The organism is Streptomyces sp. NPDC059455 (assembly GCF_042750115.1).
GTDB classification, from domain to species: domain Bacteria; phylum Actinomycetota; class Actinomycetes; order Streptomycetales; family Streptomycetaceae; genus Streptomyces; species Streptomyces endocoffeicus.
Genome location: NZ_JBHYVB010000020.1, coordinates 58,862 through 82,168 on the forward strand (window position 1 = coordinate 58,862; position 23,307 = coordinate 82,168).

Genomic DNA, 23,307 nt, shown 5'->3' on the forward strand with positions numbered 1-23,307 from the left:
GCCACGGCACCGCACCGGGCCCCCCGGCGGGGCTCATGCGCGGGGGCCGGCCGCCGCGCGCCGAGGGGGGTGTCGCGCGGGCGGCCCGCCCCTGTCCCCGTGGAAGCTGGCGCAGGCAGGCCCACCCATTCGAGGGAATGAGCTGGCTTTACAAGGGTGCGCTTCTACAAGCGACTGCTTATACTCGCTCGTGACGTGGTCAATCAACATCCATGACGAGGTGGCCGACTGGTTCCTCGCCCTATGTGCTCACGATCCGCATTCGGCCGACTCGGTGGAGCAGGCCATCGAGCTGCTGGCGGCCATAGGACCGAGCCTCGGTCGTCCCATGGCCGATGTGATCCACGGCAGCTCGATGAAGAACCTCAAGGAGTTACGCCCGGGCTCGGCGGGCCGGACCGAAATCCGCATCCTCTTCGTCTTCGACCCCGACCGGGAGTGCATCCTCCTGGTGGCGGGCGACAAGGCGGGCAATTGGCGGCGCTGGTACGACACCGCCGTCCCACTCGCCGAGGAGCGCTACCGGCAGTACCTCGACCACAAGGAGAAGGCGGCGGAATGAACGGTTTCACCTCGTGGGACGAGGTCAAGAGGAGCGGCGAGCGGGTCCGTCGCGAGGCCCACCCCGAGGTGGGCGAGGCGGAGTGGGCGGCGCGGAAGGAGGCCGCACGCCTGCAGCAGGAGGCCCACCTCCTGGGCCATCACCTGCGGCGGCTGCGGAGGGAACGGGGTCTCACCCAGCAGCAGGCCGCCGCCCAGCTCGGCATCACCCAAGCCCGCGTCTCCCAGCTGGAGCAGGGCAAGGCGGTGGATCTCACGGCGATGCGCGCCTATGCGCAGGCGCTGGGGGCGCGGCTGACCCTGGTGCTCGAAGTCGACGATCAACAGATCCGCATCGCCTGAGCCGGATGGCGTCCCCAGCACCGTCGTCACGCCCCCCAGGAGCACCCTCACGCCCCAGCCCCAGCACCGCCCTCACGACCCCAGGATCGACGTCAGGAACTCCCCGGTCCACGCCAGCAGTTCCCGTCCCACCAGCGGCTTTCCGCCGATGCGGGCGGTGGCGGGGCGGGGTACCAGGATCTGCTTGGTGGCGGGCTTGATGACCGTGCGCTGGTAGAGGCGCTTGAGGCGCAGCTCCTGGGATTCGCGGAGCTCTACCGGGGAGAAGCGGATGTTGGAGCCCTGGAGGGTGATGTCGGTGACACCGCAGGCGCGGGCCAGCAGGCGCAGGCCGGCGACCAGGAGGAGGTTCTCCACCGGCTCGGGGAGCTTGCCGTAGCGGTCGGTGAGCTCCTCGCGGACGGCGCGGATGTCTTCCTCGCTGTTGGCGGAGGCGATCGCCCGGTACGCCTGGAGGCGCAGCCGCTCGCCGGGGGCGTAGTCGTGCGGGACGTGCGCGTCGACCGGAAGCTCGATCTTGACCTCCAGCGGCGCCTCCGCGGGCTCGCCCTCGCCCGCCTCGATCGAGGCGCGGTAGTCGGCGACGGCCTCGCCGACCATCCGGACGTAGAGGTCGAAGCCGACGCCCGCGATGTGGCCGGACTGCTCGCCGCCGAGCAGATTGCCCGCGCCGCGGATCTCCAGGTCCTTCATCGCCACATACATGCCCGCGCCCATCTCGGTGTGCTGGGCGATCGTGGCCAGCCGCTCATGGGCGGTCTCCGTGAGCGGCTTCTCGGGCGGGTAGAGGAAGTACGCGTAACCGCGCTCACGCCCTCGCCCGACCCGGCCGCGCAGCTGGTGCAACTGGGAGAGGCCGAAGTTGTCGCCGCGCTCGACGATCAGGGTGTTGGCGTTGGAGATGTCGATCCCGGACTCGACGATGGTCGTGGAGACCAGGACGTCGAACTTCTTCTCCCAGAAGTCGACCACGACCTGCTCCAGCGCGCCCTCCGACATCTGCCCGTGGGCGGTGGCGATCCGCGCCTCGGGGACGATCTCGCGCAGCCGGGCGGCGGCCCGGTCGATGGACTCCACCCGGTTGTGGATGTAGAAGACCTGGCCCTCGCGGAGCAGCTCGCGCCGGATCGCGGCGCCGATCTGCTTCTGCTCGTACGGACCGACGAAGGTCAGCACCGGATGGCGCTCCTCCGGCGGGGTGGTGATCGTGGACATCTCGCGGATGCCGGTGACCGCCATCTCCAGGGTGCGCGGGATGGGCGTGGCGGACATGGTCAGCACGTCCACATTGGCGCGGAGCTTCTTCAGCTGCTCCTTGTGCTCGACACCGAAGCGCTGCTCCTCGTCCACGATGACCAGGCCCAGATCCTTGAACTTGGTCTCGGAGGAGAAGAGCCGGTGGGTGCCGATGACGATGTCGACCGAGCCGTCCCGCAGCCCCTCCAGCACCGCCTTGGCCTCGGTGTCGGTCTGGAAGCGGGAGAGCGCCCTGACGTTGACGGGGAACTGGCCGTACCGCTCGCCGAAGGTGCCGAAGTGCTGCTGCACCAGCAGGGTCGTGGGCACGAGCACCGCGACCTGCTTGCCGTCCTGGACCGCCTTGAAGGCGGCGCGGACCGCGATCTCGGTCTTGCCGTAGCCGACGTCGCCGCAGATCAGCCGGTCCATCGGAACCGACTTCTCCATGTCCTCCTTGACCTCGGCGATGGTGGTGAGCTGGTCGGGGGTCTCCACGTACGGGAACGCGTCCTCCAGCTCCCGCTGCCAGGGGGTGTCCCCGCCGAAGGCGTGGCCGGGCGCCGCCATCCGGGCCGAGTAGAGCTTGATCAGGTCGGCGGCGATCTCCTTGACGGCCTTCTTGGCGCGCGCCTTGGTCTTGGTCCAGTCGGCGCCGCCGAGCCGGTGCAGGGTCGGCGCCTCGCCGCCCACGTACTTGGTGACCTGCTCCAGCTGGTCGGTGGGGACGAAGAGCCGGTCGCCGGGCTGGCCGCGCTTGGCCGGGGCGTACTCCACCACCAGATACTCGCGGGTGGCGCCCTGGACGGTGCGCTGCACCATCTCGATGTAGCGGCCCACGCCGTGCTGCTCGTGGACGATGAAGTCGCCCGCCTCGAGGGTGAGCGGATCGATCGTCTTACGGCGGCGCGCGGGCATCCGCGCCCCGTCCTTGCCCGCGGCCTTCTGCCCGGACAGGTCCGTCTCGGTCAGCACGGCCAGCTTCAGGGCCGGGTCGATGAAGCCGTAGTCGATCGAGCCGCAGGCCACATGCACCACGGACGGCTTGATCTCGGTGAGGTCACCGTCCAGCCGGGCCGCGATCCCCTCGCCGCCGAGCACCTCGACGGTGCGGGAGGCGGGGCCGTGGCCCTCGGTCACATAGACCGTGCGCCAGCCGTCGGCGAGCCAGCCCTTGGTGTCGGCCAGCGCGCGGGCGGTGTCGCCGCGGTAGCTCTCGGTGGCGTGCATGCCCAGCTTGACCGTATCCGCGTCGAGCTCCTCGTCGGCCGCGAAGGGGCTCACCGACCACCACATCATGCCCAGCTCACGGGCGCGGTCGCGGACGTCCGCGATGCCCCACAGGGAGGCCGCGCCGACGTCGATCGGGGCTTCCCCTCCCCCGGCGGTGGCCGCCCAGGAGGCCTGGAGGAACTCCTGGCTGGTGGCCACCAGGTCCGCCGCCCGGGTGCGCACCCGCTCCGGCTCGCAGACGACCGTCATGCTGCCCGTCGGGAGGACGTCCAGCAGCAGCTCCATGTCGTCCACCAGGACGGGGGCCAGGGACTCCATGCCCTCGACCGCGATCCCCTCGGCGATCTTGCCGAGCAGCTCGCCCAGCTCGGGATGGGCCTCGGCGAGGGCCGCGGCCCGCTCCCGTACGTCGTCGGTCAGCAGCAGCTCCCGGCAGGGCGGGGCCCACAGCCCGTGCTCGGCGACCTCCAGGGACCGCTGGTCGGCCACCTTGAAGTAGCGGATCTCCTCGATGTCGTCGCCCCAGAACTCGATCCGGAGCGGATGCTCCTCGGTCGGCGGGAAGACGTCCAGGATGCCGCCGCGCACGGCGAACTCGCCGCGCTTCTCGACCAGTTCGACCCGGGAGTACGCGGCGGCCGCGAGCCCGTCCACGATCTCCTCCAGATCGGCGGTCCGCCCGGCCCGCAGGCTCACCGGCTCCAGGTCGCCGAGCCCCTTGACCTGCGGCTGGAGCACGGACCGTACGGGCGAGACAACGACCGAGACGGGACCGGCCGCCGGGTCGTCCGGGCTCGGATGGGCCAGCCTGCGCAGCACCGCGAGGCGCCGCCCGACCGTGTCCGAGCGCGGGGAGAGCCGCTCGTGCGGCAGCGTCTCCCAGGACGGGTACTCCACCACCCCGTCCGGCGGCAGCAGCGAGCGCAGCGCCGCCGCCAGGTCCTCCGCCTCCCGGCCGGTGGCCGTCACCGCGAGCACGGTACGGCCCGCCGAGCGCGCGAGCGCGGCGATGGCGAACGGACGGGCGGCGGGCGGGCCGACCAGATCGACGTGGGGGCGATGGCCGTCGGTGGCGCCGCGCACCGCCTCGGCGAGCGCGGGGTCCCTTACGACGGCGTCGAGCAGACCGGTGAGGCTCATAAAGGGGTATTCCATCCCGGAGGCGGACAACGCGAACGACCCGACACGTGTCACGGGCCGGGGGTCTTCCAGAGTACGGCCCCGCGCCGACATCCTCCGCCGGGTGCGCTTTGTCCGGTCATACGGTGACGGCGCCCCCCGGTCGTCCCCGGCCGCCCCCGGAGTAGCACCACGCCCGCATCTGGCCCAACTCCGCGCGCGGCCCGGCGCGGGCTGTGAACAGACTGATGCACATGGCAGAGCGAGAGCGGCGCACGTCCGGCGCCGAGACCAGCCGCAGGACGCGGGAGCGCGAGCCCGAACCCGGTCCCGGTCCCGGGTCCGGGTCCGGGCCCGGTCCCGAGCAGGCGGCCGGGCACGCCTGCGACCGGCTCGCCGCGCTGATCACCCACCCCACCGAGGGGGTGTCCGCGGTGCGCCGCACCGAGGACGGCTGGCGGGTGAGCGTGGACGTGCTGGAGGTCTCCCGCATCCCCGACACCACGAGCCTGCTGGCCACGTACGAGGTGGACATCGACCAGCGGGGCGAGCTGCGCGAGTACCGGAGGGTCCGCCGCTACCGGCGCGGTGCGGCCGACGACTGCTGAGCCGACCACTGCGGAAAGGACCCCTCCGACCATGGCTCCCACCACCTACACCGAGGAAGTCGTCTGCGTTCCGCGGGCGGGCACCCTGTACGACGTCATGGAGCTGATCCTCGACCGCGGCATGGTGATCGACGTGTTCATCAGGGTCTCCCTGGTCGGCATCGAGATCCTGAAGATCGACGCCCGGGTCGTGGTGGCCAGCGTGGACACGTATCTGCGCTTCGCGGAGGCCTGCAACCGCGTGGACCTCGAACGCGACCGCACCAGCCGCACCGTGCCCGAGCTGTTCGGCGGAGGCGGGGGCGGGGGCACCGGGGCGGGGGCGGTGGCTCAGGGCCTCGGCAAGCGGAAGGCGAAGAAGGCGGTCGGCGCCGTGGAGGAGAAGGTCAAACGGGCCGTCGGGGGCGGCGAGGACGAACCGGACGAGGAATCCCGCCCGCGACGCCGCACCAGCAGTGACGCACCCCGCGCCCGCCGCCGCTCCGAGTCCGAGGAGGACTGACCCATGGCCGAGGCCGCCGTCGCGCCCCGCAGCGTGTACGTCTACGGCGTCGTCCACGCCCGCCGCGCCCTGCCGCCCGGCCGCACCGGCGTCGGCGAACGCCCCGCCCCGCTGCGTACGCTGCGCGCCGGTGAGCTGGCCGCCGTCGTCAGCGACGCCCCGGCGGGGCTGCGCGCCAAGCGGCGCGACCTCCTCGCACACCAGGAACTGGCCCTCGCCCTCGCGATGGACGGGCCGGTGCTGCCCATGCGCTTCGGGATGGTCGCGCCCGACGAGGACGTGGTGCGGCGCCAGCTGGAGTCCTCGCACGGCGACTGCCTCGCCGCGCTCAACCGGGTCGACGGCCGGGTCGAGATGAACCTCAAGGCGGTCCCCGCCCAGGGCGATCTGCGGTCGCTGATGCGCGAGGACCCCGAGGTCGCGCGGTTGCGCACCGCCGCCCGCCGCAACCCCGGCTACGAGGCCAGCCTGCGGCTCGGCGAGGCCGTGGCCCGGGGGCTGACCCGCCGGGCCACCGCCACCGCCGCCGCGGTGCTGGCCGCGCTGTCGGAGGTGGCGGACGAGCGAGTGGCAGGGCCCGAGGTGCCGGGGTGCGTGCTCAACGCGTCGTTCCTCTTGGCCCGGGCCGAGATGCGGCGCTTCCGCACCGTGGTGGAACGCCTCGCCGCCGAGCACGGCGGCCATGTCGAGCTGCGGCTGACCGGACCGCTGCCCTGCTACAGCTTCGTGGAGCCCGCATGGGCGTGCTGAGCGAGATCGCGCTGCTGCCGCTGGCGCCCGTACGGGGCACGCTGTGGATCGCGGAGTGCCTGCGGGACGCCGCCGAACGGGAGCTGCACCACCCGTCCGTGATCCGCGCCCGGCTCGCCGCCCTCAACGAGGCGCTGGAGTCCGGAGCCATCGACCCCGACGCATTCGACCGCGAAGAGGACCGACTGCTCGACCTGCTGGAACGAGGGACGACGCGACGTGGCTGACCACCGCACCGACCGCGATCTGCTGTGCACCCCGCCCCCGACCACCGGCCCGCCCACGTCCGACCTCGCCGAGATCCTGGAACGCGTCCTCGACAAGGGCATCGTCATCGCCGGGGACATCAAGATCGACCTGCTGGACATCGAACTGCTCACCATCCGGCTGCGGCTGTTCGTCGCCTCTGTGGACACCGCGCGCAAGGCGGGGATCGACTGGTGGGAGACCGACCCGGCGCTGTCGTCGCGCGCCCGGCGGGACGCGCTCGCGGAGGAGAACGCGAGGCTGCGGGAGCGCTTGGACGCCTTCGAGTCCGGCGAGCTGACCGCCGCGGCCCCGGCGGGAGGCGACGGCGCATGACCGTCACGCTCACCTACGCGTACGCGGTCTGCCGCCCCCACGAGGCCCTGCCCGGTACGGACGCCCCCGTCCGCGCACTGGCCGCGGGCCCGCTCACCGCCATCGTCCAGGACGTACCGGCCGCCGACTACACCGAAGCGGCACTGCGCCAACGCCTCTCCGACCGCGCCGAACTGGAACGCTGCGCCCGCGCCCACCACGAGGTGATCACGGCGGTCTCCGCCGTCACCGCGACCGTCCCCCTCCCCCTGGCCACCCTCTACCGCGGCGACGAGCGGGTCCGGGAGGCCCTGCGCGAGAGGGAGGCGTCCTTCCTGACCGCTTTGGACCGGCTGGCAGGCCGAGAAGAATGGGGCGTAAAGGTCTACGCCCCCACCGCCCGGCCCGTCGTCCGGGAAACGGCCGTGGCGGACAGTGGCCGCGCGTACCTGGACCGCGTCCGCAACCGCCACCAGGGCCGCGAACAGCGCCAGAACGCCGCCCTCCAGGCCGCCGAGCGCGTGGACACCGTCGTACGCGGCTTCGCCGTGGCCGCCCGCCGACTGCGCCCGCACGGCGTCGAGGTCACCGGCAAGGACCGCACCCACATCCTCAACGCGGCCTACCTCCTCGACGCGACCCGCACCCGCGAACTCCGCGCCGCCCTGACCTCCCTGCGCCGGGACGAGCCCGCGATCCAGATCGACCTGTCGGGCCCCTGGCCCCCGTACTCCTTCGCCGACGCCTTCTCCGACGCCGGGGCCACCTCATGACCACCGCCGGCTGGGGCAGCGTCCCCGCCGAGGCCCACGGCCCGGTCGGCGTGCCCCTGGTCGACCTCCTGGACCGGGTGCTCGCCACCGGGGTCGTCGTCAGCGGCGACCTCGTCATCGCCATCGCCGAAGTCCCCCTCATCCGGCTCTCCCTGCACGCCCTGCTGTCCTCCGTCAACGAACGCGTCCCCGCCCCCTGGACCGACGGCGGCCCGCTGTGACCGACACCCGCGTCGAACTCGACCCCGACGCGATGGGCCGCGACCTGGTCGCCCTCGTCCTGACCGTGGTCGAACTCCTCCGCCAGCTGATGGAACGTCAGGCCCTGCGCCGCATCGACGCGGGGGGCCTCACCGAGGACCAGATCGACCGCATCGGCACGACGCTGATGCATTTGGACCGCCGCATGACCGAACTCTGCGACCAGCACGGCCTCACCCCGGAAGACCTCAATCTCGACCTCGGCCCGCTGGGCACCCTGCTCCCCCGCGACTAGGGGGTGTCTTGCCGGTCATGCCGGGCTCCCGACGCCGCTGTGACATCAGCCGCTGCCGCAGCGGGCGGCACCTCGCGGCCCCGCGCTCGTCGCTCCCCCAGCTACCGCTGGGAGGTGCCCCCTGACGCCGCTCGCTGATCCGGCCTGATCGACAAGGCACCCCCTAGTAGAGCCCCTCAACACAGATGGAGCGCCAGACGGTGCCGTCGGCCTCGTAGTCGACGTCACTCTGATCGAGATCCACTTCGACGCCCGCGGGTTCGAGCGCTTGGCGTATGCGCTGTTGGAAGGGCTCGCTGAGGAAGTTGTAGTGCAGGTCCAGCTTTGTGAGGTGGGTCAGCGGCTGGCCGCCGAGGAGGGCGGCGGCGCCGTCGTCGCTCAGGATGCCCATGGAAAGGTCGAGCACCTCGAGCCGAGCGACCACCGGGGCGGACGCCACGGCGGCGGCGACCTCGTCCTGGATCTCGCTGTTGCGCAGGGCCAGGTGCCGCAGCCGGGGCATCCGGGCACCGGACAGGATCGGCTCCAGATCGGCCACCTCACAGTCCCCACCGGTGTCGTTGCTGCCCAGCCACAGGTCGAGGTGGACCAGCGCGGGCAGTTCGCTCGCCCCCACACCGCGCACGACGCCACCCGGCAGGCCACTGCTTTCCACGGTCAGCCTGCGCAGCGCGTCATGGCGCAGGGCGGGGAACTCCAGCTTCAATGTTTCTCCCAGGCTGGTGCCCCACCCCGCGCGCACGCCGAAATCCTCCAGTGCGGGAAAGCCGGTCAGCAGCGGTGTGACGTCGGTCTGGCTGATCCGGGAGAGACTGCACTCCTCGTCCGTGATGTCCCCGAGGAACACCGACCGCAGGGCGGGCAGCCGGTCGCGCACGGCCAACAGCGCTTCGATGACCTCGGACGGATCGGTGTCTTCCACATCGCCCCAGATGCCGACGATCAGAGCGCGGACCCGCGTGATGTCGACCTCGGCACAGAAGCGGCCGAAGGTCTCCACCCAACTCTCCTCGGATTCCCACCTCTTATAGCCGATCCGCCAGGCCACGGCGTCGGGTTCGGGCAGGGTTGCTGTCTCGCCGGGCGCGGGAAACGTGAAAGCCGGGAGGCCGTACAGCTCCTCAAGGTGATCGTCGTGGGTTCTCATGCGGGCTGCTCCTGCCGTGCGGCGTGTCAGGGGGCGATGTGAGCAACAGTTCTAACAGGAGCGACTGACAACGCGCCGGTGAGACCGGTGGCCGCCGGTCAGGCCGCCTCGGCCGGGTCGAACGTGGCGGCGCGGGACGGCATGAGCCACACCAACCGGGCGGTGACGCCGTCCCGCCGCGCGAAGTACCAGGTCGCCCGGGCGGGCGAGGCCAGGCTGAGCCGCCGCAGCCCGTCGACGCTGGTCACGTCCACCCGCCCGTCCTCGTACGCCGTCCCCCACGCCGCGACCTCGGCATCCCGCCAGCCGTCGTCCAGGGCGAATACCTGGACGACGGCGAAGAGTCGGGGTGCGGTGTCTAGGACGAGTGCGCGCACTTCCTGATCGAAATCGAACGGCTCAGAGGCGGACTGGTCCGGGGCTACGGTGACCATGGAAGTCTCCCGTCAGGAGGTGGGGTTGAGCCGGGAACTCACGTCGCATCGGGGCAACGCCCCGTCCCAGCAGGTGATTTACACGGTAACCACCGTGTTGAGCTACAGTCCATCACCCGACTTCTTTTCATTCCAACCCCACCCGATCGGGTGATACACGCGCACACAAGGAGAGACAGCACGATGGCCCGGACCAAACTCCCGCCCACCGTGCGGCAACGGCGCCTCGGCGCGGAGCTGCGCCGCCTCCGCGAGAACGCGGAGCTGTCCGCCACTCATGCGGGCGAGCTGTTCGGCGCCACCCAGTCGCGCATCAGCAACATCGAGGCAGGCGGCTACGCGGTGAGCGCCGACCGGGTGCGAGCCCTGGCCCGCCTTTACGGATGCACCGACGAGGCGCTGATCGAAGCACTCACAGGCATGACGGGCGGCCGGACGCGGGGCTGGTGGGAGGAGTACCGCGAGATGCTGCCAGCGGGAATGCTCGATCTCGCCGAGCTGGAGCACCACGCGACGTACATGCGGATCGTCTCCGTCTTCCACATGCCCGGAGTGCTCCAGACCACGGAACACGCCCGTGCCCTGATCAGCGACGCCTTGCCCGCGCTGGCCCTACACGAGGTGGAGCACCGCGTCTCCTACCGGATCAAACGCCAGGCCGTGCTCTACGGAGAGCATCCGACACCCCTGACAGCGGTCGTCCACGAGGCCGCGCTGCGCATGGGGTTCGGCGGTCCGGTGGTGGCCCAGGCTCAGCTCGAATACCTGATCAAGATGAGCGAGCGGGAAAACATCACCCTGAAGGTGATTCCGTTCGGCACCGGCATCTTCCCCATCTCGGGACAGGGCATCGTCTACTTCGGCGGAGAAGTACCACGCCTGGACACCGTTCATCTCGACGCGGACCATGGCTCTGAATTCCTGGATACCCAGCCTCAACTGGTCCGCTACCGGGACATCGTGGACCGGATGGAAGCGTCCACCCTCAACCCGGTGGAATCCCGCGACGCGATCCGCCGGATCGCACGCAACCTCTGATCAAGGAGTCGGCGTGCCCAACGCCCACATCTGGCGCAAGTCCTCGTACAGCCCGAACGCGGCCAACTGCGTATACGTACGCAACAACCGCGACGGCGCCCTCCAGCTACGCGAGAGCGACGCACCCGACACCACCCTCACCACCAGTCCCACCGCCTTCGGCGGTTTCATACGTGCCGCCAAGGCGGGCACCCTCGACCGCCTCGCCACGAGAACCGCCGCAAGCGACTGAAGCCCCGGAGCTGGGCGTACCCGGTGACGGCCCCACTCAGGGGGCGCGCCCAGCCGTCCAAGTGCCACACTGGTAATGGGTTCCGCCCTGTGGAATACGGAGGAGCGGACATGGAGATCAAGCCGCAGATGGTCGCCATACCCAAGGAGACCGATCATCTTGAGCAGGGGAAGTACGGTCCCATTTTCCCCAGGACCCCGGCCTGCTACGGATTCACCATCATCGCGCGGATCAAGCCGGGGCGGGCCGAGGCGGTGCGTGCGCACGGTCAGACCCTGGTCCAGGCACTGGAGGAAGATCCGTACCTGCTGGCGCCGCTGAAGCTGCACTACCTGCGCTGGGTTCTCTTCGACGACGACACGCGCTTCATGTACCAGGGCATCTTCGACACCGACTTCGACAAGTACACCGAGGACGCGGTCGCCCTCTTCACAAAGGTCGGCGCGAGCACCGTATTCGAGAACCTCGAAGGGTTTCCCGAGGACTGGCAGTCGAACCCCGAGGGGTTCGTACGCTTCGTACGGGAACACCACTGTCCGAGCTTCATTGAGTACGGAGAGTATCCGTACGTGACGGCGGACGAGATCAAGAAGGCTTTGCGGATCAAGGGCGCCCTGTCGGAGATGCTCGACCAGATGCAGTGAGACGCGGACGCAGTGAGACTCGGACGCAGTGAGACGATGGAAATGAGCAAGGTCAGGACCGCGCGCACGTACAACCAGCGGCACATTCCGCGGGAGTACACCCCTGGCGGGCGGCGAGTGAGTATCTATGTCTCGTGGAGCTATCCGGCCGAGGCCGGTCGCAACGCGGCCGAGCTGGACAACCGCTTCTCCACGATGACCGAGGTCAGGCGGGTGGCATGGCCCGCGTACGAGGACCCGAAGTGGTCGGACCCGTACCGGTTCCAGCAGGGCATCGCCGGGTCACTGGAGCTGTTCTTCTGGGCCTGGGTGCCGTTCCAGGACTACGTCGAGGAGGTCACGGGGCATCCCGTACCGGTGTACCAGCGCATCGACCAGGCGGGTTTCTTCACACCGCTCGATGAGCGGGTGCTTGGCGACACGGATGTGCTGTTCGTGTTCGGGCTGGACCACGCGGTCACGGAGCAGGAGGCCCAGCCCGGGGAGATCGAGGCCCTGCGGGCGTTCCTCAGCCGGGAGGACGCCTGCCTCGTCCTCGGCCCACACCATGACGTCGGCGCCTCGGACGACCTGAAGGTCCGGGAGATGGAATACCGCCACCACGGCGATCCCCTGGTGCCCCGGCAGCAGCGGTTCGCCACCTATGTCAGGGACCTGATGCAGGGCCTCGGAGTGCCGGTCATGAACCGGTACGGACTGCGCCCGGCGACACGCGAGGGCGACCAGATCGCCCCTCTGTCCACGGTCCGGGACCTGGATCCGAAGGGCTGGCTGGACGGGGTGACGAACTTCAACTTCCACATGCACCTGCCGCACTACGACGTGACGACCGACGCCCCGGACGCCATCCGTGTGCTGGCCAGGCAGCCGATCGACCTGTCCCGGCCGCATCCGTTCACCGAGGCCGGCAACACCGAGTTCAACATGTTCCTGTGGGTGCCGCCCAGCGGTGACCGCGCGGCCGATCTGCTGCTGGCGGACTCGACGATCTTCAGCTCGCTGTTCGGCGGGGACGACAGCCTGCGGAACTTCTGGCGCAACCTCGTCTCCACGTAGGGCAGCGGGGAGGTCAACCGTGAGCGTGCACACGGACGTCGCGTTGGAACTCGACGACATCCAGCGTGGGGTTCTCAGTCCTCGGCCGACGCCTTACGCGGCGACCTACCTCGCCTTCCGCATCGACGACCAGGGTGATGGGCGGGAGTTGATGCGGCGCGCGAGTACGGCGGTGACCTCCGCGGCGGACTCCGTCAGCCCACTCGGAGAGACGTGGGTGAGCGTGGCCGTCACCTGCTGCGGCCTGGAGGCGCTGGGAGTGCCGCGCGCCTGGCTGGACACGTTCGCCTGGGAGTTCCGGCAGGGGATGGCGGCCCGCGCCAAAGCGCTGGGCGATGTGGGCGGGAGCGGCCCGGAGCGCTGGGAGGCGCCGCTGGGCAGCCACGACGTCCATGTGGTGCTCACAGCCGTCGCACCCGACGCCGTGCACTTGGAGGCGGCCGTCGACCGGGCCCGCCCCGCCTACGACCGACTGCCCGGCGTGACGGCGATATGGCGTCAGGACTGCTACGCGCTGCCCACCGAGTCCGAGCATTTCGGCTATCGCGACGGGGTCAGCCATCCGGCCGTCGAAGGCAGCGGCATACCGGGATCCAACCAGTTGGAGGTGGAGCTGAAGGCCGGTGAGTTCGTCCTGGGCTACCGGGACGAGATCGGCGGCATCCAGATCCCCCAGCCCACCGTCCTGGGACGCAACGGCAGTTACGCGGTCTTCCGTAAGCTCCATCAGAAGGTCGCCGAGTTCCGCCGCTATTTGAAGGAAAACTCCACCGGACCCCAGGACGAGGAGCTGATCGCCGCGAAGATCATGGGGCGCTGGCGCAGCGGCGCTCCCCTGGCACTGGCTCCGCGCCACGACGAGCCCGCGCTCGGAGCGGACCCGCACCGCCGTAATACCTTTCTGTACGAGAGCGACGATCCGGCGGGATTCAAGACGCCCGGCGGCTGCCACATCCGCCGTGCCAACCCCCGTGACGCCGCGGTGGCAGGAGAGGTGCGACTACACCGCATGATCCGCCGCGGCACCGTCTACGGTCCGCCGCTGCCCGAGGGGGTACTGGAGGACGACGGAGTCGACCGCGGCCTCATGTTCGCGTTCATCGGCGCGCATCCGGGGCGGCAGTTCGAGTTCGTCCAGTCGCAGTGGATGAACGACGGCGTCTTCTTCGGCGCGAACAACGCCCAGGACCCCGTGACCGGATCCCGCGACGGCTCCACCGACTTCACCATTCCCCGGCGGCCGCTACGCCGACGCCTCGCCCCACTGCCGCGGTTCGTCGTCACCCGAGGAGGCGAGTACTGCTTCCTGCCGAGCCTGACCGCCCTGCGCTGGCTCGGCGGCCTTCACGACTGACAGCGCGGCGACGGACGCCCCGTCGCCGTCCCCACGCGCTCCGCCGCCCGAGGGGAAGCCGATGGAGACCCTGCACCTGGTGCTCAACGCAGTCACCGTCATCTTCATCGCGGCCACTATGTTCGCCGCCGGACTGGGCGCCACGGTCTCGGCACTGCGCGGGATCTTCACCAACGTCCCCCTCCTGCTGCTGGCGCTGATCGCCAACATGGTGGTCGTCCCGCTGCTCGGCTGGGGCATCGGTGCGCTGTTCAGCCTCCCCTCCGCCGCCTTCATCGCGCTCATCCTGGTCGCCTCCTCCGCGGGCGGCCCCTTCGGGGCGAAACTCGCCATGGTGCAGAGCGGTGACGTCGTCGGCGGCGCAGCGATGCAGGTGCTGCTCGCCTCCGTCGGCAGCATCACCTTCGCCCCCACCGCGGGCGGCCTCCTGACCGCCGCCGACGTAGGCACCAACGTCTCCCTCGACGTGGGAGCACTGGTGCGGACCGTGGCCCTGCTGCAACTCGTACCTTTCGCCATCGGCCTGCTGATACGCCGCTACGCCGAGCCCACCGCACGGTCGTGGCACCCCCCGGCGGCGGCAGTCTCCAACGTCACGTTCCTGGTCGTGCTGACGGGCATGCTGCTCGGCAACTGGCAGGGCGTCGTCGCGCTCCTCGGCTCCCTCGCGCTCCTCGCCGGGTTCCTGCTCTCGGCCATTGCCTTCGCCGTAGGAACGCTGCTGGCCACGGGTCCGCCCGTGCGGCGCACCACCATGGGCGGTGTCGCGTCGGTGCGCAATGCCGGTCCCGCGCTGGCCGCGATCGGTATCGCCTTCAACGACCAGCCCGCCATCCTCGGAGCGCTCGCCGCCATCCTGCTCAGCGGCCTGGCAGCAGCCCTGCCGATCGCCACGTTTCTCAGCAGCCGACGAAAGGCCCCTACGGCAGCGGAGACGGATGTGCGGACGAATGGCCGATGATGACGCGCTCATGCTCATCGCCGGGACGGGCCGGGGCGTAACGCTCAGGTCTGCGGTCGGCGCGAGGGCCGGCGGTATAGCGGATAGCGGTAGCAGTCGTTCCATCGCCCGGAAGGCGATCGGCTGGTGGCAGCGACAGGGCTGGATCACCTGCGACCCGGCGTACGGGCACCGCTTGTGAGCGCACGCCGGTCAGCCGCCGAGGGCTTCCGCCATGCGGTCGAGGTCGGCGAGGAGGGCGGCCAGACGCCGCTGCGGAAGGGCGTCGACCATCGTCCGTTCGATGGCGTAGACGGCGGACCGGGCCGCGTCGAGCCGTTCGCGGCCGTGCTCGGTGAGGTGGGCGGGGAGCGCGCGGCCGTGGTCGGTGGTGGCGGGCCGGGAGATCAGGTCCGCGTCCTGGAGGCCGCGGAGGACGACGTTCATGGACTGCCGGGTGACGAACGTGCCACGGGCGAGCTCGGCGTTGGACAGGCCGGGTCGCTGGTCGAGGAGTTCCAGGCACGAGTACTGCGGCACCGTCAGCCCGCACTCACGCAGCGCCTTGTCCATGGCGCCGCGCAGCGCCGCGGCGGCGCGTTTGAGGCGGTAGCCCACATGCTCGGTGATGTCGTCGGCGGGGTGCGGCGGGGCGACGGGAGTCCGGTCTTCCATGTCAGGATTTTGACATGCGGAGAGGGCATGCGTACAGTCCATCAATGTCAAAGTCCTGACATCGAACCTCACTGGCTCAGCCAACAACCGCGGAGGACCCATGCCCGCCACCATCGACGGCCCCGACTTCATCGCCCTCCAGGTACGCGATGTCGAGGCGGCCGCCGCCTTCTGCGAAACCCATCTAGGGCTGCGGCGCGCACCGGCCTCGCCGCCCGGCGCGGTGGTGTTCACCGCCGAGCCGATCCCGTTCGCCGTCCGCGAGCCGCTGCCGGGCGTGGACCTCGACGACGTCGCACGGCCCGGCCTCGGGGTGGCCCTGTGGTTCCGCACCGCGGACGCCCAGGCGCTGCACGACCAGCTCACGGCCGCCGGGGTGCCCATCCTCAGCCCGCCGCAGGACAGCCCCTTCGGCCGCACGTTCACCTTCATCGGCCCGGAGGGCTACGCCCTCACGGCGCACGGAGGCTGACCGCGACCGCCGTCGCCCTCACCGTCCGGCCTGCTCCGCGCCCGCGCCGCGCACATCGGCGGCCATACGTCGTCACCACACCGAAGAGCCGGTCCGCCCCCGTCCGCGGACCGGCTCTTCGCCGGTGACCGGCGGGGTCAGCCGTTCTCGACGACCATCACCGCGTTGCCGTCCGCGTCCCGGAAGCTGAACATCGGCGGCACCGGGGCGCCCCAGCGCTGAACCTCCGGGTCGGTGTCGACGCCGCGCTCGCGCAGCGCCGAGTGGTCGGCGTCGATGTCCTCCGAGGTGAGGATGACGCCGGTGTCATAGCCCGGCCCCTGCCCGCCCTCGCGCGGCAGAACCAGCGCGATCCCGGTCGGGGCGCCCGCCGGGGCCACCTCTATCCAGCGGTGGCCGTCGCCGAAGGGGATGTCGGCACGCTTCTCGAAGCCGAGCGTGCCCACATAGAACTCCAGCGCCCGGTCCTGATCGGCAACGGTGACGGCGACCCGGCCCACCTCGGTGAAACGGGCGCCTTTCGCGGTCTCGGTCATGGTGATCTCCCTTGGAGTGGTGCGTTCACCTCCTAAGACCCCGGCCCACTCCGACACTCATCGGTCAGCTGAACGAACTGGCCGCCGCGAAGGGCGTCACCGCGGGCCGGCTCGCCCTCGCCTGGGTGCAGCACTGCGGCGACGACGTGGTCCCCATCCCGGGCACCCGGCGCCAGAAGTACCTGGAGGAGAACCTGGCCGCCGCCACCCTCGAGCTGTCCCCCGAGGAGCTGTCCGCGATCGACGCCGCCGCCCCGGCTCACCAGATCGCCGGTACCCGCCGACGGTCTCCTCGATGGGGACGTCGGGATCGACGCGGTGCTGGTAGTAGAGGTCGATGTGATCGACGCCGAGCCGCCGCAGCCAGGCGTCGCACGCCTGGCGGACGTACCCGGCGTCCCCCCGGATCGCGGTCGGCTCCCCCAGCCGGTTGGCGAACCCGAACTTGGTGGCCAGCACCGCCTGATCCACGGGACCAGTAGCCGCGCGACAGAGAATCGGCCATCGGCGACGAATACATTGACATCGCGCCGGAATTCTGCGGGCCCACCCGGGCGGCGGTTTTGCCGTACCGGAATACGCCGACGTCCCCTCATCCGAACCGCGCGGTCACAGCTCTAGTGAATTCCTCGAGTTCGTCCGGTTAGTTTTCTCGTTGAGGTGGAAAGTCCACCGGATCGGAGTGTACCGATATGCGCTCTCGTCGCCTTGCGTTAGCCGCGGCAACCACCCTCGGGGGCCTCGCCCTCACGCTGGGAATCGGCGGAACGGCCCAGGCCGCCCCGCGCCCTCCGCTCACCAAGGCCGAATGCCGGGCCTCTGGAGGCATAGTCATCCCGATCAATGTCGTCGGGGCGATCTGTCAGTGGACCAACCCCGACGGCACAAGGGACACCGCGCAGATCACTGACCCGATAGGCTGACCCGAGCGCCTGTCTCCACGAAGTCGGCCTCGATTCTCGCAGTTTCACATCGGAACACCCGACCGGCCCGGTGCGCTCCCCCGTCGCACACCGGGCCGGTCGCCCTTCTGCCCCTCCCTCCGTGGAGGGGCAGCGGGCCTCATTTCCCCCGTTGGCTCTGCTATTCCGTGGCGATCGCGTTCAGGACGTTCATCCGCGCCGCCCGGAAGGCCGGGACCAGGGCCGCGATCAGGCCCACGACGGCGGAGCCGATGAAGACCGTGATGATCGTCGGCCACGGGATCTCCAGGGTCTTCAGACCCTCGAGCGCCAGCAGCTTCTGGGCCGTGGTGCCCCAGCCCATGCCGAGCCCGAGGCCCAGCAGGGCCCCGAAGAGGGCGATGACCACGGACTCCAGGCGGATCATGCGGCGCATCTGGCGGCGGGAGACGCCGATGGCGCGCATCAGGCCGATCTCGCGGGTCCGCTCGACGACCGAGAGGGCCAGGGTGTTCACCACGCCGAGGACGGCGACGATGATCGCGAGCGCCAGCAGGCCGTAGACCAGGTTGAGCAGCTGACCGACCTGGTCCTTGACCTCCTTCTTGTAGTCGGTCTGGTCGCGCACCTTCACCGACGGGTAGTGGTGCAGCTGGGACTTGAGCGAGGCGTACGCCTGCTTCTCCTGGCCGTCCTTGGCCTGCGCCAGCATCATGACGTCCGCCGGGATCAGCTTGGCGGGCACATAATTCTCGACGGTGGCGATGTTGAGGTACAGCGCGCCCTTGTCGAGGCTGACGTCGTCCGAGGTGATCGCGGCGACGGTCAGCTTGGCGGTGCGGCCCTCCTTGAAGGCGACGGTGAGGGTGTCGCCCTTCTTCACCTTGTGGTCCTTGGCGAAGCCCTCGGGCACCGACATGGCGTCCTTGCCGTACGCGGCGGACAGGTCGCCCTCGACGACCGGGGTGCGCAGGTCGTCGGCGTACGTCGGGCTTGCGGCCGAGAGGTCCTTGGTGACCGTCTTGCCGTCGGGCAGGGTGAGCTTGGTGCCCTCGATGTCCTTGGCCTCGCTGATGTGCTTCAGGCCCTTGGCCTGGCGCACCGCGTCCGCGATCCCCTTGGTGATCGGCTGGCCGGTGTCGGACTGGATGATGAAGTCCGCGCCCACCGACTTGTCCAGTTCGTCGGTGGCCGAGGCGACCATCGAGGAGCCCACCACCGACAGACAGGCGACCAGCGCCAGGCCGATCATCAGGGCCGCGCCGGTGGCGCCGGTGCGCCGCGGGTTGCGCAGCGCGTTGCGCTCGGCCAGCCGGCCGACCGGGCCGAAGATCCGCAGGACGACGGTGGCCAGTACCCGGACCACCAGACCGGCCAGCAGCGGGCCGATGACGATGAAGCCGATGAGCGTCAGCACCACGCCGAGGCCCAGGAACATCGAGCCGTCGACCGCCTTGTCCGCGTTCCCCGCGACCACCAGGGAGGCCGCGCCGCCCGCGGTGAGCAGGGTGCCGATCGCGCCGCGGATCCATCCGGCCCTGCTGTCCGCCGGGGTGCCCGCGTCGCGCAGGGCCGCCATCGGGGAGATCTTCCCGGCCCGGCGGGCGGGGATGTACGCCGCGATGACGGTGACGACGACGCCGATACCGATGCCCACGATGGGCGTGGTGGCCTTCACCGTCAGCTGGTCGGTGCTCAGGTGGAGCCCCGCGCTGCCCATGATCTTCATCAGGCCGACCGCGAGGCCGACGCCGCCGAGGACACCGAGGATCGAGCCGATGACGCCGAGCAGCAGCGCCTCGATCAGCACCGACCGGTTGATCTGCTTCCGGCTGGAGCCGATGGCCCGCATCAGGCCGATCTCACGGGTGCGCTGGGCGACCAGCATCGAGAAGGTGTTGACGATCAGGAAGATGCCGACCAGGACGGCGATCCCGGCGAAGCCGAGCATCGCGTACTTCATCACGTCCAGGAACGAGCCGATGTCGTTCTCGGCCTCCTTGCTGGACTCGGCCTTCGTCTGCACCTTGACCCCGGTGCCGAGGTCCGCGAGGACGTTCTTCTTCAGCTGGTCGTGGCTGACGCCCGCCTGGGCGGTGAGCGAGTAGCTGGAGTAGACCCCGGGGGCGCCGAGCAGCTTGCGCTGCGCGGTGTCGGTGTCCATGTAGATCAGCGTGGCGCCGGGGTTGGTCACCTGGAACGTGGCAATGCCGACGATCTTCGCGCGGAACTCGCCCGGGATGGCGATGATCCGCACCTCGTCGCCCAGCTTCAGCTTCTTGTTCTTGGCGGTGTCGGCGTCGACCATGATCTCGGTCGGGCCGCGTGGCGCGTGGCCGGAGGTGATCTCGACCGAGCGCTTCTCGGTCGGGTCCCAGTTGGTGCCGATGGTCGGGGCGCCGGTGTCCGCGCCGATGCTGTTGTCGTCGCGGTCGGCGGCGGTGATCGACTGGCTGGTGACGTCGCCCAGCACCGACTTGACGCCGTCCACCTGCTTCAGCCGCGCCAGCTCCGAACCGGGCAGGGTACGGATCCGGCCCTGCCGGGTGTCCTTGTCGCTGACACCCTTGGGGCTGACCGTGACATCGGAGGCCGTGCTCGCGAAGAGCTTGTCGAACGTGGCGTTGGTGGTGTCGGTGAAGACGAGCGTGCCGCAGACGAACGCCACCGAAAGCAGCACGGCGATCGCGGACAGCGCCATCCGCCCCTTGTGGGCGACGAAGTTGCGCAGTGAGGTCTTGAGGACGGTCATGACGTCCGTCCTCGCGCGTCGAAGTGCTTCATGCGCTCCAGGACCAGATCGGCCGTCGGGTTGTACATCTCGTCGACGATCCGGCCGTCGGCCAGGTACAGCACCCGGTTGGCGTAGGAGGCGGCGACCGGGTCATGGGTGACCATCACGATGGTCTGGCCCAGCTCGTCCACCGACCGCTTGAGGAAGCCCAGCACCTCGGCACCGGCCCGCGAGTCCAGGTTTCCGGTCGGCTCGTCACCGAAGATGATCTCGGGGCGGGCGGCGAGGGCGCGGGCCACGGCGACGCGCTGCTGCTGACCGCCGGAGAGCTGGTTCGGACGGTGCTTGAGCCGGCCGGACAGACCCACGGTCTCCACCACCCGGTCCATCCAGGCCCGGTCGGGCTTGCGGCCCGCGATGTCCATCGGCAGCGTGATGTTCTCGATCGCGCTGAGCGTGGGCAGCAGGTTGAACGCCTGGAAGATGAAGCCGATCCGATCCCGGCGCAGCTTGGTGAGCTTCTTGTCCTTCAGCTTGGTGATCTCGGTCTCATCGATGAAGATCTGCCCGGAGCTGACGGTGTCCAGACCGGCCAGGCAGTGCATCAGGGTCGACTTGCCGGAGCCGGACGGGCCCATGATCGCGGTGTACTGCCCCCGCGCGATGTCCACGTCCACATGGTCCAGCGCGACCACCCGGGTCTCCCCGGAGCCGTACGCCTTGACGACCTGACGTGCTCGGGCGGCGACGGCCGTATGTCCTCCGCTGCCCCCGGTCCTGGGAATCGATACAGCCGTTGTCACGGTCTTTCTCCTTCGATGTCCGATCGGCGATCTCTGTTCCGCGATCGCCGCAATAAGACTGCCGCGATCCGGGAACCTCCGCGATGGGGAATGACTCCCTCTTAGCGGTAGGGCTAGCCCCACCCCCTCGGTCGCGCAGCCCGTAGCAACCTTATGAAGTGGGGACGACAGGCTCCTCATCCGCCCGGACGAACCGGGAGTAGGAGTACAGGGTGGGCATCCCCTAGGGGAGTGAGTCCTGGGTCTGACCCCGGACTCGGGGTCGATGCTGCACCCTCCCGCCACGTCAGGCTCAACCCGGGCCGTCTGGACAGCCCGGATGCGTTCTTCCGCGAGCCTGCTCCGGCATGGAATCGTGGGTCGTACAAGAATCGTGCGCACGCGAGTCCGTCGTACGAACAACAGGGATACGTGCCGGCGCGTACCGGCGGAGGGAGCGCGCCACCGTGGGCGGCACCGCACGACGGCCGATGGACGCGGACCCCAGGCCCCCCGCATCCCAGCTCCACTCCCAGACCCCCACCCCCAGCCACCGCCGCCCCGTCGTCGCCGCCCTGATGCTCGGCATGTCGCTGGCCGCGCTGGACTCGACCATCATCTCCACCGCCGTCCCGCAGATCGTCGGCGACCTCGGCGGCTTCTCCGTCTTCTCCTGGCTCTTCTCCGGCTATCTGCTCGCCGTCACCGTCTCCCTGCCGCTGTACGGAAAGCTCTCCGACACCTTCGGCCGCAAGCCCATCCTGCTCGCCGGCGTCGTGCTCTTCGTCATCGGCTCGCTGCTGTGCGCCGGGGCCTGGAACATGGCCTCCCTCATCGCCTTCCGGGTCGTCCAGGGGCTGGGCGGCGGGGCGCTCCAGGGCACCATCCAGGTCGTCGCCGCCGACCTCTACCCGCTCAAGGAGCGCCCGAAGATCCAGGCCAGGCTCTCCTCGGTGTGGGCGCTCTCCTCCGTGGCCGGCCCCGCGATCGGCGGAATGCTCGCCGGATACGCCGACTGGCGGTGGATCTTCCTCATCAATCTGCCGGTCGGCGCCCTGGCGTTCATCCTGATCGCCCGCCATCTGAACGAACCACGGCGGCACCGGGAGAGCCGCCCCCGGGTCGACTGGGCCGGGGCGCTCGGCGTGTTCCTCAGCGGCGGGCTGCTGCTGACCGCCCTCGTCCAGGGCGGAGTGGCCTGGAGCTGGCTGTCCGCGCCCTCGCTCACCATGCTCGGCGGCGCCGCGGTGTGCGCCGCGGCCACCGTATGGATCGAACGGCACGCCGCCGAACCGATCATCCCCGGCTGGGTCTGGCACCGCCGCACCATCTCGGCGGTCAACATCGCCTTCGCCGCGCTCGGCCTGCTGATGATCGCCCCGACCGTCTTCCTGCCCACCTACGCCCAGTCGGTGCTGGGGCTCGGACCGATACCGGCCGGGTTCGTACTGTCCACGATGACGCTGAGCTGGCCGATCGCGGCCGCGCTCAGCAGCCGCGTCTACAACCGCGTCGGCTTCCGGCGCTGCGCCATCACCGGGATGACGGCCGCCACGCTGGTCCTGGCCACCTTCCCGCTCCTCCCCTACCCGGGCGCCGCCTGGCAACCCGCGCTGATCATGCTGCTGCTCGGGGGCGCGCTCGGACTCTTCCAGCTACCGCTGATCATCGGGGTGCAGTCGTCCGTCGGATGGGCCGAGCGCGGCACCGCCACCGCCTCGATCCTCTTCTGCCGCCAGGTCGGCCAGAGCGTCGGGGCGGCCCTCTTCGGCGCCGTCGCCAACGCGACGCTGGCCTCCCGGCTCACCGAGGCGCCCGACGCCATCCGGCCCGGGCTGCCCGACGACCTGGACTCGGTCTCACGCGCCCTGGAGCACCCCGGCGCCCTCACCGACCAGGCGGCCGACTATCTGCGACGGGCCGTGGACACGGCCGTCGACCACGTCTACCTGGGCTCGGCCACGGCGGCACTGCTGGCGCTGCTGGCCCTGGTGTTCCTCGCCCCGCGCCGCTTTCCGGTCCGTACGGAGACGGAGGCGGAGGCGGAGGCGGACGCGGAGGCGGACGCGGAAGCCTGAACGGCGGGCGGCTGCGGCCGCGGCCTGCGGGTGCGCGGGCCGGACGCGGGCCGGCGGCGGCTCGTCGGCACCTGGTCCCTCGATAGCCCGCCGGTGCATGGG

General features: G+C 70.3%; 25 protein-coding genes and 2 pseudogenes. 19 read left to right on the forward strand and 8 right to left on the reverse strand.

Annotation, left to right across the window (positions count from 1 at the left end; all coding sequences use genetic code 11):
- Nucleotides 1-190: 190 nt before the first annotated feature.
- Nucleotides 191-562 carry a type II toxin-antitoxin system RelE/ParE family toxin gene (locus tag ACFXB5_RS09960; protein WP_372462025.1) on the forward strand — a complete coding sequence of 124 codons (372 nt, stop codon included), beginning with the start codon at nucleotides 191-193 and terminating at the stop codon, nucleotides 560-562.
- Nucleotides 559-903: a helix-turn-helix domain-containing protein gene (locus ACFXB5_RS09965; RefSeq protein WP_385204763.1), complete on the forward strand. Its 345-nt coding sequence runs from the start codon at nucleotides 559-561 to the stop codon at nucleotides 901-903. Before ACFXB5_RS09960 ends, ACFXB5_RS09965 begins: the two co-directional genes overlap by 4 nt.
- 72 nt (nucleotides 904-975) lie before the next feature.
- Here the strand turns inward: ACFXB5_RS09965 and mfd are convergent, their stop codons facing one another.
- Nucleotides 976-4,512 (reverse strand): transcription-repair coupling factor, encoded by a 3,537-nt coding sequence (mfd, locus tag ACFXB5_RS09970; protein WP_385204766.1) that lies wholly within the window; start codon nucleotides 4,510-4,512, stop codon nucleotides 976-978.
- Between the two features lie 233 nt (nucleotides 4,513-4,745).
- Here mfd and gvpO point away from each other — a divergent pair, with 233 nt between their 5' ends.
- The 8 genes from gvpO to ACFXB5_RS10010 are packed head-to-tail and all read left to right on the forward strand — an operon-like array spanning nucleotide 4,746 to nucleotide 8,181.
- A complete protein-coding gene (gene gvpO / locus ACFXB5_RS09975) occupies nucleotides 4,746-5,099 on the forward strand; it encodes a gas vesicle protein GvpO (RefSeq protein ID WP_385204769.1) in 354 nt (117 codons plus the stop codon).
- A gap of 31 nt (nucleotides 5,100-5,130) precedes the next feature.
- Nucleotides 5,131-5,601, forward strand: coding sequence for a gas vesicle protein GvpJ (gene gvpJ, locus ACFXB5_RS09980; protein ID WP_385204772.1), 471 nt, complete (start codon nucleotides 5,131-5,133; stop codon nucleotides 5,599-5,601).
- Nucleotides 5,602-5,604: 3 nt separating this feature from the next.
- On the forward strand, nucleotides 5,605-6,351 hold the full coding sequence (locus ACFXB5_RS09985) for a GvpL/GvpF family gas vesicle protein (RefSeq protein WP_385204775.1): 747 nt from the start codon (nucleotides 5,605-5,607) through the stop codon (nucleotides 6,349-6,351).
- Nucleotides 6,339-6,578, forward strand: coding sequence for a gas vesicle protein GvpG (locus tag ACFXB5_RS09990; protein ID WP_385204777.1), 240 nt, complete (start codon nucleotides 6,339-6,341; stop codon nucleotides 6,576-6,578). Before ACFXB5_RS09985 ends, ACFXB5_RS09990 begins: the two co-directional genes overlap by 13 nt.
- Nucleotides 6,579-6,597: 19 nt before the next feature.
- A complete protein-coding gene (locus ACFXB5_RS09995; RefSeq protein ID WP_123107744.1) occupies nucleotides 6,598-6,933 on the forward strand; it encodes a gas vesicle protein in 336 nt (111 codons plus the stop codon).
- Nucleotides 6,930-7,685, forward strand: a complete 756-nt coding sequence (locus ACFXB5_RS10000) for a GvpL/GvpF family gas vesicle protein (RefSeq protein ID WP_385204779.1) — start codon at nucleotides 6,930-6,932, stop codon at nucleotides 7,683-7,685. The genes ACFXB5_RS09995 and ACFXB5_RS10000 overlap by 4 nt, the downstream gene beginning before the upstream one ends.
- Nucleotides 7,682-7,906 (forward strand): gas vesicle protein, encoded by a 225-nt coding sequence (locus ACFXB5_RS10005; protein WP_385204782.1) that lies wholly within the window; start codon nucleotides 7,682-7,684, stop codon nucleotides 7,904-7,906. Before ACFXB5_RS10000 ends, ACFXB5_RS10005 begins: the two co-directional genes overlap by 4 nt.
- Nucleotides 7,903-8,181, forward strand: a complete 279-nt coding sequence (locus ACFXB5_RS10010; RefSeq protein WP_385204784.1) for a gas vesicle protein K — start codon at nucleotides 7,903-7,905, stop codon at nucleotides 8,179-8,181. The genes ACFXB5_RS10005 and ACFXB5_RS10010 overlap by 4 nt, the downstream gene beginning before the upstream one ends.
- A 163-nt stretch (nucleotides 8,182-8,344) precedes the next feature.
- On the opposite strand, the gene ACFXB5_RS10015 is transcribed toward ACFXB5_RS10010, so the two are convergent.
- Nucleotides 8,345-9,328, reverse strand: coding sequence for an STM4015 family protein (locus tag ACFXB5_RS10015; RefSeq protein ID WP_385204786.1), 984 nt, complete (start codon nucleotides 9,326-9,328; stop codon nucleotides 8,345-8,347).
- 98 nt (nucleotides 9,329-9,426) lie between these two features.
- Nucleotides 9,427-9,762: a hypothetical protein gene (locus ACFXB5_RS10020; RefSeq protein WP_385204789.1), complete on the reverse strand. Its 336-nt coding sequence runs from the start codon at nucleotides 9,760-9,762 to the stop codon at nucleotides 9,427-9,429.
- 183 nt (nucleotides 9,763-9,945) lie between these two features.
- Between ACFXB5_RS10020 and ACFXB5_RS10025 the strand changes: the two genes are divergently transcribed.
- From ACFXB5_RS10025 to ACFXB5_RS10050, 6 genes are all read left to right on the forward strand, one after another.
- Nucleotides 9,946-10,800 carry a helix-turn-helix domain-containing protein gene (locus ACFXB5_RS10025; RefSeq protein ID WP_385204792.1) on the forward strand — a complete coding sequence of 285 codons (855 nt, stop codon included), beginning with the start codon at nucleotides 9,946-9,948 and terminating at the stop codon, nucleotides 10,798-10,800.
- Between the two features lie 13 nt (nucleotides 10,801-10,813).
- Nucleotides 10,814-11,032: a DUF397 domain-containing protein gene (locus tag ACFXB5_RS10030; RefSeq protein ID WP_385204794.1), complete on the forward strand. Its 219-nt coding sequence runs from the start codon at nucleotides 10,814-10,816 to the stop codon at nucleotides 11,030-11,032.
- 110 nt (nucleotides 11,033-11,142) lie between these two features.
- Complete coding sequence (locus ACFXB5_RS10035) at nucleotides 11,143-11,676, forward strand: hypothetical protein (RefSeq protein ID WP_385204797.1); 534 nt, start codon at nucleotides 11,143-11,145, stop codon at nucleotides 11,674-11,676.
- Nucleotides 11,677-11,718: 42 nt separating this feature from the next.
- Nucleotides 11,719-12,732 (forward strand): hypothetical protein, encoded by a 1,014-nt coding sequence (locus ACFXB5_RS10040; RefSeq protein ID WP_385204800.1) that lies wholly within the window; start codon nucleotides 11,719-11,721, stop codon nucleotides 12,730-12,732.
- Nucleotides 12,733-12,751: 19 nt separating this feature from the next.
- On the forward strand, nucleotides 12,752-14,086 hold the full coding sequence (locus tag ACFXB5_RS10045; RefSeq protein WP_385204802.1) for a Dyp-type peroxidase: 1,335 nt from the start codon (nucleotides 12,752-12,754) through the stop codon (nucleotides 14,084-14,086).
- A 61-nt stretch (nucleotides 14,087-14,147) separates the two neighbouring features.
- The gene (locus tag ACFXB5_RS10050) at nucleotides 14,148-15,047 is read left to right on the forward strand and encodes a bile acid:sodium symporter family protein (RefSeq protein ID WP_385204805.1); all 900 of its coding nucleotides are present in this window, start codon (nucleotides 14,148-14,150) and stop codon (nucleotides 15,045-15,047) included.
- 192 nt (nucleotides 15,048-15,239) lie between these two features.
- Here the strand turns inward: ACFXB5_RS10050 and ACFXB5_RS10055 are convergent, their stop codons facing one another.
- Nucleotides 15,240-15,701, reverse strand: coding sequence for a MarR family winged helix-turn-helix transcriptional regulator (locus ACFXB5_RS10055; protein ID WP_385204807.1), 462 nt, complete (start codon nucleotides 15,699-15,701; stop codon nucleotides 15,240-15,242).
- A 100-nt stretch (nucleotides 15,702-15,801) separates the two neighbouring features.
- On the opposite strand from ACFXB5_RS10055, the gene ACFXB5_RS10060 reads away from it, so the two are divergent.
- Nucleotides 15,802-16,173: a VOC family protein gene (locus ACFXB5_RS10060; protein WP_385204809.1), complete on the forward strand. Its 372-nt coding sequence runs from the start codon at nucleotides 15,802-15,804 to the stop codon at nucleotides 16,171-16,173.
- A gap of 137 nt (nucleotides 16,174-16,310) precedes the next feature.
- Here the strand turns inward: ACFXB5_RS10060 and ACFXB5_RS10065 are convergent, their stop codons facing one another.
- Nucleotides 16,311-16,709: a VOC family protein gene (locus tag ACFXB5_RS10065; RefSeq protein ID WP_385204811.1), complete on the reverse strand. Its 399-nt coding sequence runs from the start codon at nucleotides 16,707-16,709 to the stop codon at nucleotides 16,311-16,313.
- A gap of 11 nt (nucleotides 16,710-16,720) precedes the next feature.
- Between ACFXB5_RS10065 and ACFXB5_RS10070 the strand changes: the two are divergent.
- A pseudogene (locus ACFXB5_RS10070) lies at nucleotides 16,721-16,900 on the forward strand (hypothetical protein); the annotation flags it as partial.
- Nucleotides 16,901-16,952: 52 nt separating this feature from the next.
- On the opposite strand, the pseudogene ACFXB5_RS10075 reads toward ACFXB5_RS10070, so the two are convergent.
- The 3 genes and pseudogenes from ACFXB5_RS10075 to ACFXB5_RS10085 form a co-directional block, all read right to left on the reverse strand.
- Nucleotides 16,953-17,195, reverse strand: a pseudogene (locus tag ACFXB5_RS10075) (aldo/keto reductase); the annotation flags it as partial.
- A gap of 597 nt (nucleotides 17,196-17,792) precedes the next feature.
- Nucleotides 17,793-20,363 carry an ABC transporter permease gene (locus ACFXB5_RS10080; protein WP_385204813.1) on the reverse strand — a complete coding sequence of 857 codons (2,571 nt, stop codon included), beginning with the start codon at nucleotides 20,361-20,363 and terminating at the stop codon, nucleotides 17,793-17,795.
- Nucleotides 20,360-21,148, reverse strand: a complete 789-nt coding sequence (locus tag ACFXB5_RS10085) for an ABC transporter ATP-binding protein (RefSeq protein WP_385204816.1) — start codon at nucleotides 21,146-21,148, stop codon at nucleotides 20,360-20,362. The genes ACFXB5_RS10080 and ACFXB5_RS10085 overlap by 4 nt, the downstream gene beginning before the upstream one ends.
- A 446-nt stretch (nucleotides 21,149-21,594) precedes the next feature.
- On the opposite strand from ACFXB5_RS10085, the gene ACFXB5_RS10090 reads away from it, so the two are divergent.
- Entirely contained in the window at nucleotides 21,595-23,205 is a 1,611-nt protein-coding gene (locus ACFXB5_RS10090; RefSeq protein WP_385204819.1) for an MFS transporter, read from the forward strand.
- The last annotated feature ends 102 nt before the right edge of the window (nucleotides 23,206-23,307 follow it).

Excerpts from the sequence above, each read along its gene's own strand:
- ACFXB5_RS09965 (WP_385204763.1), top strand. The coding sequence starts at position 559 with ATGAACGGTTTCACCTCGTGGGACGAGGTCAAGAGGAGCGGCGAGCGG.
- mfd (WP_385204766.1), bottom strand. The coding sequence starts at position 4,512 with ATGAGCCTCACCGGTCTGCTCGACGCCGTCGTAAGGGACCCCGCGCTC.
- gvpO (WP_385204769.1), top strand. The coding sequence starts at position 4,746 with ATGGCAGAGCGAGAGCGGCGCACGTCCGGCGCCGAGACCAGCCGCAGG.
- gvpJ (WP_385204772.1), top strand. The coding sequence starts at position 5,131 with ATGGCTCCCACCACCTACACCGAGGAAGTCGTCTGCGTTCCGCGGGCG.
- ACFXB5_RS09985 (WP_385204775.1), top strand. The coding sequence starts at position 5,605 with ATGGCCGAGGCCGCCGTCGCGCCCCGCAGCGTGTACGTCTACGGCGTC.
- ACFXB5_RS09990 (WP_385204777.1), top strand. The coding sequence starts at position 6,339 with ATGGGCGTGCTGAGCGAGATCGCGCTGCTGCCGCTGGCGCCCGTACGG.
- ACFXB5_RS10000 (WP_385204779.1), top strand. The coding sequence starts at position 6,930 with ATGACCGTCACGCTCACCTACGCGTACGCGGTCTGCCGCCCCCACGAG.
- ACFXB5_RS10005 (WP_385204782.1), top strand. The coding sequence starts at position 7,682 with ATGACCACCGCCGGCTGGGGCAGCGTCCCCGCCGAGGCCCACGGCCCG.
- ACFXB5_RS10015 (WP_385204786.1), bottom strand. The coding sequence starts at position 9,328 with ATGAGAACCCACGACGATCACCTTGAGGAGCTGTACGGCCTCCCGGCT.
- ACFXB5_RS10020 (WP_385204789.1), bottom strand. The coding sequence starts at position 9,762 with ATGGTCACCGTAGCCCCGGACCAGTCCGCCTCTGAGCCGTTCGATTTC.
- ACFXB5_RS10025 (WP_385204792.1), top strand. The coding sequence starts at position 9,946 with ATGGCCCGGACCAAACTCCCGCCCACCGTGCGGCAACGGCGCCTCGGC.
- ACFXB5_RS10035 (WP_385204797.1), top strand. The coding sequence starts at position 11,143 with ATGGAGATCAAGCCGCAGATGGTCGCCATACCCAAGGAGACCGATCAT.
- ACFXB5_RS10040 (WP_385204800.1), top strand. The coding sequence starts at position 11,719 with ATGAGCAAGGTCAGGACCGCGCGCACGTACAACCAGCGGCACATTCCG.
- ACFXB5_RS10050 (WP_385204805.1), top strand. The coding sequence starts at position 14,148 with ATGGAGACCCTGCACCTGGTGCTCAACGCAGTCACCGTCATCTTCATC.
- ACFXB5_RS10055 (WP_385204807.1), bottom strand. The coding sequence starts at position 15,701 with ATGGAAGACCGGACTCCCGTCGCCCCGCCGCACCCCGCCGACGACATC.
- ACFXB5_RS10060 (WP_385204809.1), top strand. The coding sequence starts at position 15,802 with ATGCCCGCCACCATCGACGGCCCCGACTTCATCGCCCTCCAGGTACGC.
- ACFXB5_RS10065 (WP_385204811.1), bottom strand. The coding sequence starts at position 16,709 with ATGACCGAGACCGCGAAAGGCGCCCGTTTCACCGAGGTGGGCCGGGTC.
- ACFXB5_RS10080 (WP_385204813.1), bottom strand. The coding sequence starts at position 20,363 with ATGACCGTCCTCAAGACCTCACTGCGCAACTTCGTCGCCCACAAGGGG.